The 12,615-nt window shown below is 73.7% G+C and carries 10 protein-coding genes; 7 read left to right on the forward strand and 3 right to left on the reverse strand.

The annotated features are described in order from the left end of the window. Window positions 1-76 precede the first annotated feature (76 nt). The 4 genes from AC3EVP_RS15415 to AC3EVP_RS15430 are packed head-to-tail and all read left to right on the forward strand — an operon-like array spanning window position 77 to window position 5,509. Window positions 77-1,006, forward strand: a complete 930-nt coding sequence (locus AC3EVP_RS15415; protein WP_435130438.1) for a ComEA family DNA-binding protein — start codon at window positions 77-79, stop codon at window positions 1,004-1,006. Next, window positions 1,003-3,567 (forward strand): ComEC/Rec2 family competence protein, encoded by a 2,565-nt coding sequence (locus AC3EVP_RS15420; protein WP_435130440.1) that lies wholly within the window; start codon window positions 1,003-1,005, stop codon window positions 3,565-3,567. Before AC3EVP_RS15415 ends, AC3EVP_RS15420 begins: the two co-directional genes overlap by 4 nt. A gap of 44 nt (window positions 3,568-3,611) precedes the next feature. Next, complete coding sequence (locus AC3EVP_RS15425; RefSeq protein WP_435130442.1) at window positions 3,612-4,226, forward strand: helix-turn-helix domain-containing protein; 615 nt, start codon at window positions 3,612-3,614, stop codon at window positions 4,224-4,226. Next, a complete protein-coding gene (locus AC3EVP_RS15430) occupies window positions 4,223-5,509 on the forward strand; it encodes an MFS transporter (RefSeq protein ID WP_435130444.1) in 1,287 nt (428 codons plus the stop codon). The genes AC3EVP_RS15425 and AC3EVP_RS15430 overlap by 4 nt, the downstream gene beginning before the upstream one ends. An 8-nt stretch (window positions 5,510-5,517) precedes the next feature. Here AC3EVP_RS15430 and AC3EVP_RS15435 read toward each other — a convergent pair whose 3' ends face one another. Beyond that, on the reverse strand, window positions 5,518-5,781 hold the full coding sequence (locus tag AC3EVP_RS15435) for a hypothetical protein (RefSeq protein WP_335982070.1): 264 nt from the start codon (window positions 5,779-5,781) through the stop codon (window positions 5,518-5,520). Between the two features lie 62 nt (window positions 5,782-5,843). Here AC3EVP_RS15435 and holA point away from each other — a divergent pair, with 62 nt between their 5' ends. After that, window positions 5,844-6,830, forward strand: coding sequence for a DNA polymerase III subunit delta (gene holA / locus AC3EVP_RS15440; RefSeq protein WP_335982068.1), 987 nt, complete (start codon window positions 5,844-5,846; stop codon window positions 6,828-6,830). Window positions 6,831-6,873: 43 nt separating this feature from the next. Here the strand turns inward: holA and AC3EVP_RS15445 are convergent, their stop codons facing one another. Continuing rightward, window positions 6,874-7,806 carry a hypothetical protein gene (locus AC3EVP_RS15445; protein ID WP_435130447.1) on the reverse strand — a complete coding sequence of 311 codons (933 nt, stop codon included), beginning with the start codon at window positions 7,804-7,806 and terminating at the stop codon, window positions 6,874-6,876. 399 nt (window positions 7,807-8,205) lie between these two features. Beyond that, window positions 8,206-8,472 (reverse strand): 30S ribosomal protein S20, encoded by a 267-nt coding sequence (gene rpsT, locus AC3EVP_RS15450; RefSeq protein ID WP_202233674.1) that lies wholly within the window; start codon window positions 8,470-8,472, stop codon window positions 8,206-8,208. 205 nt (window positions 8,473-8,677) lie between these two features. Here rpsT and lepA point away from each other — a divergent pair, with 205 nt between their 5' ends. Both lepA and AC3EVP_RS15460 read left to right on the forward strand, forming a co-directional pair. After that, entirely contained in the window at window positions 8,678-10,561 is a 1,884-nt protein-coding gene (gene lepA / locus AC3EVP_RS15455; protein ID WP_335982064.1) for a translation elongation factor 4, read from the forward strand. Between the two features lie 160 nt (window positions 10,562-10,721). Then, window positions 10,722-12,605, forward strand: a complete 1,884-nt coding sequence (locus AC3EVP_RS15460) for an AMP-dependent synthetase/ligase (protein WP_435130450.1) — start codon at window positions 10,722-10,724, stop codon at window positions 12,603-12,605. Window positions 12,606-12,615 lie beyond the last annotated feature (10 nt).

Here is a 12,615-nt window from a genome sequence, read left to right on the forward strand (position 1 = left end):
TGTCCACAGGCGGTGGGTTCTCCACAGATCTCGGGGGCGGCCGTTCCGGGGGGTGCGGGCGGGCCAGCATCGAGGCATGGACATTTTGGACTCGTCGGAGTCGCTCAGTTCCCTCGGCCCGCTCGGGTTCCCCGGCGCGCGGACCTCCCCCGGTTCGCGGACCTCATCGGGCGGGCCCGGTTCGGGTCGGCGGGACCGTAAGGAATCGGATGCCGCCGAGGCGGCGCGGGACCGTACCGCGGCGGTGTTCGGCGCGGCGCGCGAGGGGCCGTCGCTCGGCCCGCCGGTCGCGGGCGCGCCCGTCTTCGGGAGCGGGCCGCTCGGCCGCGCGCGGACCTGGCTGTTCGTGCGGTGCGGGCTGGAGCTGAAGACGGTGCTGGCGCTCACGGTCGTCCTCGCGGTGGCGGCCGGGCTCGCCGTCCAGCACTACTGGGCGGGGCGGCCCCGCACCGTCCGCGTCCCCGCGGCGCCGCTGCCGCCCGAGGCCGCCCCGGCGTCCCCGCCCGCAGCCTCCCCGCCCGCCGCACCGGTCCCGCCCTCACCGCCGCCCAAGCTCACCGTGGACATCGCGGGCAAGGTGGCCAAGCCCGGCCTGCGCAGACTCCCCAAGGGCGCGAGGGTCGCCGACGCGCTCACGGCGGCGGGCGGGCCGCTGCCCGGCACCGACACCACCGCGCTGAACCTCGCGCGGCCGCTCGCCGACGGTGAGCAGATCCTCGTCGGGGTCACCCCGCCGCCGTCGGTGGGTGGTGCCTCCGCGGGTGACGGTTCCGCGGGTGGCACCGGCGCCGTCGGGGGAGGCGGGGCCCCGGGCGCGCCCCTCCACCTCAACACCGCCACCGAGCCGCAGCTCGACGCGCTGCCCGGTGTCGGCCCCGTCACCGCCCAGCGCATCGTCGCCTACCGCGCCCAGCACGGCGCGTTCACCTCGGTGCAGCAGCTCCAGCAGATCCCGGGCATCGGGCCGCGCAAGTTCGCCACCCTCCAGCCGCTGGTCGAGCCATGAGCCCCGCCGGGGAGGCGCCGGAAGCTCCGCCACGGGGCGAGGAGCGGGCGGCGGTGCACGCCGCGGCGGCCTCGCGGTTGGGCGCGGCACATCCGAAGCAGGAGGGGCCGCCCGACCTGCGGCTGGTCGGGCCCGCGCTGGCGGCGTGGGGCGCCGCGGCGGCGGTGCCGACGGTGGGGGCGGCGGTGGTGGTCGCGGGGTTGGTGGCGCTGACGGCCGTGGCCGCCGCGGCCGTGGGGGTCGCCGGGCTGGTCGGCGTACGGAGCAGGGGAGTACCGGCCGGGTGGGGGCGGGTGAGCCTGGGGTCGGCGGCGCTCGCGACGGTGCTGTGCGGCGCGGTCGCGGCGGCAGCCGCGGCGTTGCAGGGCGCGGAGTTGACGCGGGGGCCGGTGCCGTCGCTCGCCCGGCACCGGGGCGGCGCGGAGGTCGTGGTGCGGGTGAGCGGCGACCCCTTCGCGCCGGAAGCCGGGGTGGGGGAGCCGTTGGTGGTCGTGCCGGCGGTGGTGGAGCGGGTCGGGCGGACCCGGCTGCGGACGCCGGTCGTCGTGATGGCGTCGGGCGCGCCGTCGGCCTGGCTGCGCCTGGTCCCGTCGACCCGGCTGGCCGCCACCGCGCGGTTCGCACCGGACGAGCGCGGGCGGACCGCGGCCCTGCTGCGGGTGAGGGGCGCCCCGCGGATCACCGGGCCCCCGACCCGCACCCAGCGCCTGGCCGCCCACCTGCGCGCGGGCCTGCGCAACGCGGCCGCCCCGCTGCCCGCGGACGCCCGAGGGCTGCTGCCCGGTCTGGTGGTCGGGGACACCGCGGGGGTCCCGCCGGAGCTGGCGGAAGCGTTCAAGGCCACGGACCTGGCGCACCTGACGTCGGTGTCCGGCGCGAACCTCACGGTCGTGCTGATCCTGCTGATCGGGCCGCCCGGACTGGCCACGCGCGTCGAGCGGCGCGGTGTGGCCGCCCGGCTCGGGCTGCCGCTGCGCTGGACCGCGCTGGCCGGCGCCGCGCTCACCGCCGCCTTCGTCCTGGTCTGCCGGCCCGGCCCGAGCGTGCTGCGGGCGGCGGCGTGCGGTCTGATCACCCTGCTCGCGATCGGCACCGGGCGGCGCCGCTCCCTGCTGCCCGCGCTGGCCGGGGCGGTGCTGCTCCTGGTGCTCTGGGAACCGGAGCTGGCGCGCTCCTACGGTTTCGCGCTGTCGGTGCTGGCCACCGGCTCGCTGCTGACGCTGGCACCGCAGTGGGCCGCGGCCCTGCGCCGGCACGGGCTGCCGCCTCGTGCGGCGGAGGCCCTGGCCGCGGCGGCGGCCGCGCAGGCGGCGTGCGGGCCGCTGATCGTGGTGCTGTCGGCGCGGCTGAGCCTGGTCGCGGTGCCGTGCAACCTCCTGGCCGAGCCGGCGGTCGGTCCCGCCACGGTGCTGGGGTTCGCGGCGCTGGTCGTGGCCCCGTTCGCCCCGCTCCCGGCCCGCGGGCTGGCGTGGCTGGCGGGCTGGCCCACGCGGTGGATCGCCGCCGTGGCCCGGCACGGCGCCGCGCTGCCGGGCGCGGAGGCCGCCTGGCCCGGCGGGTGGGCGGGCGCGGCGCTGCTCGCGGTGGTCACCGCCGCGGCGGCGGTCTGCGGCCGCGGCCTGCTGCGCCGCCCGTGGCTGTGCGCGGGTCTGGCGGTCGCGCTGCTGCTCGCCCTGGTGCGGCCGGTGCCGCTGCCCCGTGTCATCGCCGCATGGCCGCCGCGCGACTGGCGGTTCGCGATGTGCGACGTCGGCCAGGGCGACGCGCTGGCGCTCGCCACCGGCCCGGGCAGCGCGGTCGTCGTGGACACCGGCCCCGACCCGGCCGCGGCCGACCGCTGCCTGCGCGACCTGCGGGTCACCTCGATCCCGCTGCTCGTCCTCACCCACTTCCACGCCGACCACGTCGACGGGCTGCCGGGCGCGCTGCGCGGCCGCCGGGTCGGCGCGATCGAGACGACCACGCTGGACGACCCGCCCGGCCAGGCCGCCCAGGTCCGCCGGCAGGCCGCGGCCGCCGGGGTGCCGCTGCGCCGGGTGGCCCCGGGCGAGCAGCGCGCCCTCGGCCCGCTCACCTGGCAGACCCTGTGGCCGGCCCCTGGCTCAGGCCCGCTCCCGTCCGGCGCGCCCAACGACACCAGCATCGCCCTCCTGGTCCGCGACGCCGGCCTCACCCTCCTCCTGCTGGGCGACCTGGAACCCGACGTCCAGGCCCAGGTCCTCGCGGACCACCCCGACCTGCCCCGCGTCGACGTCCTCAAAGTCGCCCACCACGGCTCCGCCTACCAGGACCCGGCCCTCCTCGCCCGCGCCCACCCCCGCCTCGCCCTCATCAGCGTCGGCGCCGACAACCCCTACGGCCACCCCGCCCCCCGCACCCTCACCACCCTCCACTCCCTCGGCGCCCTCACCCTCCGCACCGACCAGGACGGCCCGATCGCCCTCACCGGCACCACCCCCGCCACCCTCCACACCACCTACCGCCCCCACCCCCACGCCGACCCCGCGTCAGCCCGAACCCGGACGCCCACAGGGCCAGTTGGCGACGACGCCGACGGGTGAGGCGAGGTTGTCAACATTTCTTTCTAAAGATACCTTTACATGTCATGGAGAAGCCCATGCCGTCCTCGATCCAGCTCACCGACCCCCGCGCCCTACGGGCCTACGCCCACCCGACCCGGATGGCGCTGGCCGGGCTGCTCCGGCGGGAGGGGGCGCTCACGGCGACGCGGGCGGCGCAATTGACTGGGGAGTCCGTCGCCAGTTGCTCGTACCACCTGCGCATCCTGGCCAAATACGGGTTGGTGGAGGAGGACACCCCGGCGGGACCGGGGCGGGAGAAGCCGTGGCGGGCGACGGCGCGGTCCACCGGCTGGCCGGGATACTCGGCGGACCCTGCCGTTGCCTCGGCGGCCGAGGCGCTGACCGTGGCGGTGGCGGAGAACTACTTCCACCGCATGGCCCGGGCGCAGGACGCGCGCCGGGAGTTGCCGCGCGAGTGGCAGGAGGCGGAGGTGTTCACGGACACCACGCTCTACCTGACGGCGGAGGAGCTGAGGGCGCTGGGGAAGCGGGTCGCCGGCGTCCTCGCGGAGTTCACCGACCGCGGGGACGACCCGAAGCTGCGTCCGGAAGGTGCCCGCCGGGTGCAGTGGCTCCAGGTCGCCTTCGCGGACACCGAGCCCGGGACGGAAACGGCGGGGAGCGGGGACGGATCATGACGGGCGGCGGTCGGTTGGCGGTGGCGGTGCGGCTGCCGGAACTGCTGCGGCAACGACCGTTCCGCCGCTACTGGAGCGGGCAGACCGCTTCGTTCTTCGGAGACCAGGTCACCTTCCTCGCGGTACCGCTCGCCGCCGTGCTGGTACTGCACGTCGACGCTGTCGAGATGGGCTGGCTGTCGACGGCGGGATTGCTGCCCGCGCTGCTGTTCTCCCTGGCTGCGGGCGCCTGGGCCGATGGCAGGGGACGGCGTCGCCAGATGATGATCGCCGCCGACCTCGGCCGGGCCGCGCTGATGGTCTCGATACCGGTCGCCTACGCCCTCGGGCATCTCACCCTCGTGCAGATGTACGGAGTGGTCTTCCTTGTCGGCACGCTCTCGGTGGTCTTCGACGTCTGCAACGTCACGCTGTTCGTCTCGCTCGTCGAACCGGAGCAGTACGTCAGGGGGAACACACTGGTCAACGGCAGCCGGGCGTTGTCATTCGTGGCCGGGCCGAGCGTCGGCGGTCTGCTGGTGCAGGTACTCGCCGCGCCGCTCGCACTGCTCGTGGACACGTTGTCGTACGTCTGGTCCGCCGGGCTGCTGGCCAGGATCGCCCCCGTCGAACCGCCGCCCGCCGAGCCGCGCAAAGGGCACTTCTCGGCCGGGCTGCGCTTCGTTGCCGACTCCCGGTCCCTGCGTGCGCTGGTGGCGGGTGCGGCCACGGTCAACTTCTTCAACTTCGTCTTCCACGCCCTGATGGTGCTCTACGCGGTTGACCAACTCGGTTTGAGTGCAGGCACGTTGGGCGTGGTGCTCGGTGCCGGGGCCGTCGGCGGGCTGGTCGGGGCGTTCGTCACCGGGCGGGTGGTTCGGGCGATCGGCATCGGGCCCACGGTGCTGCTCGGCTTTGTCGCCTTCCCCGCGCCACTGGTGCTGGTGCCGCTGGCCGGCGGGCCGAAGCCGCTGGTCCTGGCGGCGCTGTTCGGCGCCGAGTTCCTGTCCGGTATCGGGCTGATGCTGTTGGACATCGGCAGCGGTTCACTCCAGGCCGCGCTCATACCCGACGCTCTGCGGTCGCGGGTCAGCGGGGCGTTCCGGATGGTCAACTACGGGGTGCGGCCGCTGGGCGCGCTGGCCGGCGGACTGCTCGGCAGTTCGTTCGGGGTGCGGGCGACGCTGGGGGTGGCGGCTGTCGGCGGGGTGCTGGGGGTGCTGTGGGTGCTGCCGTCCCCCGTGCCGCGGATGCGTGAGCTGCCGGTCGGGGCCGGGGGTGGGCCGGCGTCCGGCGCGGGGTGAGGTGGGGCCTACGGGGTGTCGCGGTCCTCCTCGAGCCAGCCGCCGTGGTGGGAGGCGATGTCGTCGAGGGCCGCGGCGGCGGGGAGGTCGTCGGGGTCGTCGGATTCGACGATCACGAGCCACTGGGCGTCCTCGGCGTCGTCCTCGCCGGCGAGGGCGTCGCGCAGCACCCGCGGTTCGTCGGGGAGGTCGAACTGCTCGGAGAGGAGCTCGGCGACCTCCTCGGCCGCGTCGCGTTCGGGCAGCACCAGGACATGTCGTACGTCGGTCACCACGGCATTGTGCCCGAGGTGGGGGGGCCGGGTGTCGGTGGGGCGTGGGATGCTGGTCGGCGATGGCCAGGAAGACCGCTTCAGACGACGTACTCGCTCCGCTGACGCTCGCCGTCGGCCAGGAGGACCTGCTGCTGGACCGCGCGGTGCGCGAGGTGGTGACCGCGGCGAAGGCCGCCGACCCCGACACCGACGTGCGGGACCTGCCGTCGGAGGCGGTGCAGCCGGGCACGCTCGCGGAGCTGACGAGCCCGTCGCTGTTCGCCGAGCGCAAGGTCATCGTGGTGCGCAACGCGCAGGACCTGTCGGCGGACAGTGTGAAGGACGTCAAGGGGTATCTGGCCGCGCCCGCCGAGGAGATCATCCTGGTGCTGCTGCACGCGGGCGGCGCGAAGGGCAAGGCGCTGCTGGAGGCGGCCCGGAAGGCCGGGGCGCGCGAGGTGGCCTGCCCGAAGATGACCAAGCCGGCCGACCGGCTCGGGTTCGTCCGGCAGGAGTTCCGCACCCTCGGCCGGTCCGCGACCCCTGAGGCGGCACAGGCGCTGGTCGACGCGATCGGCAGCGATCTGCGCGAACTGGCCAGCGCCTGCGCCCAGTTGACCGCCGACGTGGACGGCACCATCGACGTCGACGTGGTGGCGCGCTACTACACCGGCCGGGCCGAGGCCACCGGCTTCGAGGTCGCCGACCTCGCGGTGACCGGGCGGGCCGCCGAAGCGCTGGAGCGGCTGCGGTGGGCACTGTCGGTCGGCCAGCCGCTGCCCGGCATCACCTTCGCGCTGGCCTCGGGGGTGCGGTCGATCGGCAAGCTCGCCTCGGCGCCGCGCGGCGCCAACCCCGGCCAGCTCGCCCGCGACCTCGGCATGCCGCCGTGGAAGATCGACCGGGTCCGGCAGCAGATGCGCGGCTGGTCCGCGGACGGCGTCTCGGTGGCCCTGCGCGCGGTCGCCGAGGCGGACGCGGCTGTCAAGGGCGGCGCCGCGGACCCGGCGTACGCGCTGGAGAAGGCGGTGGTCACCATCGCCCGCGCCGCCCGCTCCCGCACCTGACGCCACCCGCACCTGACGCCGCGCCCCGCGCCGAAGAACCCCGCTACGACTTGAGCTTCGGCAGCGTCGCCCGCGTCGCGGCCTTCACCCACGTCGCCCCCTGCGTGGCCGTCGCCGGGGAACTGGAGCTGCCGACCGAGTAGTTGCTCCACTGCATGGTGTACGTCACCCAGCCGTCGCGCACCGCGAGCGTCACGTAGGAACTGCTCGTCGTGGTGTCGCTGACGAGGTACGCCTCGTCGCCGTAGCCCTTGACCGGGGTCACCGTGTAGTGGTCCGTGTGCTGGGTGTAGCTGCGCCAGCTGTCGGCGAACTCCCCGCTGGGGTCGGTCTTCTTGTGCAGGTCCACCTCGACGTACACGTACGAGTCGGGGTACGACTCGGACTCCTGCTGGAGGCTCTCGTCGCAGTACATCTCGTCCAGCGTCGGGGTCTTGGCGGTGTATTGCGTCGGGTCGTCGTCGTCCTTCGGGTAGGTGGACTTGAAGGCCGACAGGTCGACGGAGTCGCAGAGCTTGCTGACGAGCTTGTACCCGCGCAGGTCGGCCTTGGGCGAGGAGTCCTTGCCGAACAGCAGCACCCCGCCGCCCCACAGCGCCGATGCCACCACGGCGCCCACCACCGCCCACAGCACCGCCCGCCCAGCACCGCCGGAGCCCTGCGCCGCCCCGGGCGCACCCGGCATCCCCGGCGCACCCGGCGGCAGGTAGTACCCCTGTGTCGGCGGCTGCGGCGCGGCACCGGGCTGCCCGGGCTGCCCCGGCTGTCCCGGCTGGGCCACCCCCGGCTGCCCCGGCACCGGCGGCCCGAAGGCGCCCGCCTGCGCGTAAGGATTGTGCTGGGCCGGTACCGGCGTCCCGTACCCGCCGACCCCCGGGGCTTGCGGCGCCTGCGGGGGCGTCGGTGCCGAGCCGGGAACAGGCGGCGCGGGCTGCTGGTAGGGGTTCGAACTCGGCTGCTCGGGCGGCGTCGACATACGCCGAGACTAGCGGCAGCGGTACCCCTGCGGGGATGGTCGGTCACGGAACGCTCACGTCCCCGTGACGTCCTCGCGACCTGGCGGTACGCAGGTGACGTGAGGGGCGGCCCGGGACGTGCGAGAGCCCGCCCGGGCGGACCCGGGCGGGCTCTCGGAAAGACGTCCGGCGCCGCAGGCACGTGGCGAACGTCCGCGTGCGGCGCGCTGGGTCGGGGCCGTGCCGGTCCGGGCGGTAGAGGGGCCGCTCGTTCCGGTTGCCGGCGGTGCCGCGATCCGTGACGTGGTCCGGCTGTCCAGCTGTCCTGCTCGTTCAGCGGTCCCGGTGGTTTCAGCGATCCGCTGCTCTCAGCCGTCCCGCTGGTTCAGCCGTCCCGCTGGTTCAGCGGTCCTGCTGGTTCAGCCCTGGAGCGCGGAGACCGACTGAGCCAGCGCCGACTTCTTGTTGGCGGCCTGGTTCTTGTGGATGACGCCCTTGCTCACGGCCTTGTCGAGCTTGGCGGAGGCGGCGCGCGCGGCAGCGGTGGCCTTCTCGCTGTCGCCGGCCGCGACGGCCTCGCGGGTGCGGCGGATCGCGGTCTTCAGCTCGGACTTGACGGCCTTGTTGCGCTGGCGCGCCTTCTCGTTGGTCTTGTTGCGCTTGATCTGGGACTTGATGTTCGCCACGAAAGAGCCTTCTCAGGTTCGTCTGGCCGCCGGCTTGTGCCGTCGGCGGGTCGAGCAGAGTGCGCGCCTCGGGTAGAGGGCACGAGACGCACCGGCCCAGGCTAGCAGCAGCACGCGCGCCCTCCCAAACCGTGCCCGCCCCCCGGTCATGGGACTATGGGGGACAGTCCGCCCGTCCTCACGTTCTCAAGAAACTGGACCCCGCGTGCCCGCGACCCCTTCTCCTCTGCCGCACGACGTCCCGGAGCCGAGCCGTACCGACCCGGCGCTGATCCGGAACTTCTGCATCATCGCCCACATCGACCACGGCAAGTCGACGCTGGCCGACCGGATGCTCCAGCTCACCGGCGTCGTCGACCAGCGGCAGATGCGCGCCCAGTACCTCGACCGGATGGACATCGAGCGCGAGCGCGGCATCACGATCAAGTCGCAGGCCGTCCGCCTGCCGTGGGCGCCGACCGCCGGCGACGACCAGGGCCGCACCCACATCCTCAACATGATCGACACCCCCGGCCACGTGGACTTCACCTACGAGGTGTCCCGCTCGCTGGCCGCCTGCGAGGGCACGATCCTGCTGGTCGACGCGGCCCAGGGCATCGAGGCGCAGACGCTGGCCAACCTCTACCTCGCGATGGAGAACGACCTCACCATCGTGCCGGTGCTCAACAAGATCGACCTGCCGGCCGCCCAGCCGGAGAAGTTCGCCGAGGAACTGGCCAACCTGATCGGCTGCGACCCCGCCGACGTGCTGCGGGTCTCCGCGAAGACCGGCGTCGGCGTGGACGCGCTGCTGGACCGGGTGGTCCGCGACGTGCCGGCCCCGGTCGGCGTCGCCGACGCGCCCGCCCGCGCGATGATCTTCGACTCCGTCTACGACTCCTACCGCGGCGTGGTCACCTATGTCCGGGTGATCGACGGGCAGCTCACCAAGCGCGAGCGGATCAGGATGATGTCCACCGGCGCCGTGCACGAGCTGCTGGAGATCGGCACCAACTCCCCGGAGATGCTCGCCGCCGACGGCCTGGGCGTCGGCGAGGTCGGCTACCTGATCACCGGGGTGAAGGACGTACGCCAGTCCAAGGTCGGTGACACCATCACCACCCAGTCGGCCGGCGCGACCGAGGCGCTGGGCGGCTACAAGGACCCCAAGCCGATGGTCTTCTCCGGCCTCTACCCGCTGGACGGCTCGGACTACCCGGAGCTGCGCGAGGCGCTGGACAAGCTCCAGCTCAACGACGCGGCGCTGGTCTACGAGCCCGAGACGTCCGCCGCCCTCGGCTTCGGCTTCCGCGTCGGCTTCCTCGGCCTGCTCCACCTGGACGTGATCCGGGAGCGGCTGGAGCGCGAGTTCGGCCTCGACCTGATCGCCACCGCCCCCAACGTGGTCTACCGGGTCACGATGGAGGACGGCACCGAGCACACCGTCACCAACCCCAGCGAGTTCCCCGAGGGCAAGATCGCCGAGGTGCACGAGCCGGTGGTGCGCGCCACCGTGCTCGCCCCCACCGAGTTCATCGGCGCGATCATGGAGCTGTGCCAGAACCGGCGCGGCTCGCTGCTGGGCATGGACTACCTCTCCGAGGACCGGGTGGAGATCCGCTACACCCTGCCGCTGGCGGAGATCGTCTTCGACTTCTTCGACCAGCTGAAGTCCAAGACCCGCGGCTACGCCTCGCTGGACTACGAGCCCACCGGCGAGCAGGCCGCCGACCTGGTGAAGGTCGACATCCTGCTGCACGGCGACAAGGTCGACGCGTTCTCCGCGATCACCCACAAGGAGAAGGCGTACGCCTACGGGGTGCGGCTGGTCGGCAAGCTGCGCACGCTGATCCCGCGGCAGAACTTCGAGGTGCCGATCCAGGCCGCCATCGGCGCCCGGGTGATCGCCCGCGAGACGGTCCGCGCCATCCGCAAGGACGTCCTCGCCAAGTGCTACGGCGGCGACATCTCCCGCAAGCGCAAGCTGCTGGAGAAGCAGAAGGAGGGCAAGAAGCGGATGAAGATGGTGGGCAACGTCGAGGTGCCGCAGGAGGCGTTCATCGCGGTGCTGTCCACCGACAGCGAGGGCGAGGCCAAGGCGAAGAAGTAGCGCCGCGCGCGGTGGGCGGGGGACAGGCGGGGGCGGGCGGCGCGGTCACGGTTTGCGACCCGCCGCCCGTCCCCCCTTACATCACGGACGTATGGCCTCTACCCTGATCGCGGATAGGTTACTGGTGAGTTAAGAACGCCGTTCGGGCCCGGAGGTTGTCGTGACCGACACGCAGACGTTGATCGAGAACCGGCCGCCGTCCGTGGCCACGCTCTTCCTGGAGCGCGTCGACGCGACGCCGGACGCCGAGGCGTACCGCATGCCGGTGCCACCCGCGTCCGGGGAGGGCCCCGACGAGTGGCGGTCGCTGACCTGGGGCCAGGCCGCCACCAGGGTCCACGCCATCGCCGCCGGCCTGATGGACCTCGGGGTGCGCCCCGAGGAGCGGGTCGCGATCGCCGCGAACACCTCGGTGGACTGGATTCTGGCCGACCTCGGCGTGCTTTGCGCCGGCGCGGCGACCACCACCGTCTACCCGTCGACCAACGCCGACGAGACCGCGTTCATCCTCGCCGACTCCGGCAGCCGGGTGCTGATCGCCGAGGACGCCGCGCAGCTGGCCAAGGCCCGCGCGCGCCGCGCCGAGCTGCCCGACCTCGCGCACGTGGTGGTGATCGACCCGGCCGCCGCCACCGACGCCGACAACGACGGCTGGGTGCTGTCGCTGGCCGACCTGGAGAAGCGCGGCGCCGCCTACCTGGAGCAGCACCCGACCGCCGTCACCGACGCGGTGGCCGCGCTCACGAAGGACCAGCTCGCCACCCTGATCTACACCTCCGGCACCACCGGCCGCCCCAAGGGCGTGCGCCTGCCGCACGACGCCTGGGCGTACATGGCCCGCGCCATCCAGGCGGTCGGGCTGCTCGACGAGAACGACGTGCAGTACCTGTGGCTGCCGCTCGCCCACGTCTTCGGCAAGGTGCTCACCGCCGGGCACATCACCATCGGCCACGTCACCGCCGTGGACGGCCGGGTCGACAAGATCATCGAGAACCTGCCCGCGGTCCGCCCCACCTACATGGCCGCCGTGCCGCGGATCTTCGAGAAGGTCTACAACGGGGTCGCCGCCAAGGCCAGGGAGGGCGGCAGCGCCAAGTACAAGATCTTCCAGTGGTCCGCGCAGGTCGCCCGCGACTACGCCAAGGCCGCACAGAACAGCATGCGGCTGACCGGCTCCCCGACCGTCCCGCTGTCGCTGCGCAGCAAGCACGCGATCGCCGACCGGCTGGTCTACAGCAAGCTGCGCGAGGCGTTCGGCGGCAGGCTGCGCGCCTGCGTCTCCGGGTCGGCCGCGCTCGCCCCCGAGATCGGCTTCTTCTTCGCCGGCGCCGGCATCCACATCCTGGAGGGCTACGGCCTGACGGAGTCCAGCGCGGCGAGCTTCGTCAACCCCGGGGAGTCCTACCGCACCGGCACCGTCGGCAAGGCGCTGCCCGGCCTGGAGGTGCGCATCGCGGAGGACGGCGAGATCCTGCTGCGCGGCCCGGGCATCATGCAGGGCTACCACGGGCTGCCCGAGCAGACCGCCGAGGTGCTGGAGCCCGACGGCTGGTTCCACACCGGGGACGTCGGGGAGCTGTCGCCCGACGGCTTCCTGAAGATCACCGACCGCAAGAAGGACCTGATCAAGACCTCCGGCGGCAAGTACATCGCGCCGGCCGAGGTCGAGGGCCAGTTCAAGGCGGTGTGCCCGTTCGTCAGCAACGTCCTGGTGATCGGCGGCGGCCGCAACTTCTGCTCCGCGCTGCTCGCCCTCGACGAGCCCGCGCTGCTGGGCTGGGCCGGCGACAACGGCCTGGCGGGCCGCTCCTACGCCGAACTCGTCGGCACCGAGCAGGTGCGCGAGCTGATCGACGGCTACGTCCAGGAGCTGAACGCGGGGCTCCAGCGCTGGCAGAAGATCCGCCAGTTCCGCATCCTCCCGCGCGACCTCGACGTGGAGCACGGCGACCTCACGCCCAGCCTCAAGCTGAAGCGGCCGGTCGTCGAGCGCGAGTTCGCGCCGCTGATCGACGAGATGTACGCGGGCGCCGTCGAGGCGTAGCCGGGGCAGG

Source organism: Actinacidiphila sp. bgisy144 (assembly GCF_057708105.1).

Bases quoted from the DNA above. Each gene is read 5' to 3' on its own strand.
- AC3EVP_RS15445 (WP_435130447.1), bottom strand. From the start codon at position 7,806: ATGTCGACGCCGCCCGAGCAGCCGAGTTCGAACCCCTACCAGCAGCCC.
- AC3EVP_RS15420 (WP_435130440.1), top strand. From the start codon at position 1,003: ATGAGCCCCGCCGGGGAGGCGCCGGAAGCTCCGCCACGGGGCGAGGAG.
- AC3EVP_RS15430 (WP_435130444.1), top strand. From the start codon at position 4,223: ATGACGGGCGGCGGTCGGTTGGCGGTGGCGGTGCGGCTGCCGGAACTG.
- holA (WP_335982068.1), top strand. From the start codon at position 5,844: ATGGCCAGGAAGACCGCTTCAGACGACGTACTCGCTCCGCTGACGCTC.
- AC3EVP_RS15425 (WP_435130442.1), top strand. From the start codon at position 3,612: ATGGAGAAGCCCATGCCGTCCTCGATCCAGCTCACCGACCCCCGCGCC.
- AC3EVP_RS15415 (WP_435130438.1), top strand. From the start codon at position 77: ATGGACATTTTGGACTCGTCGGAGTCGCTCAGTTCCCTCGGCCCGCTC.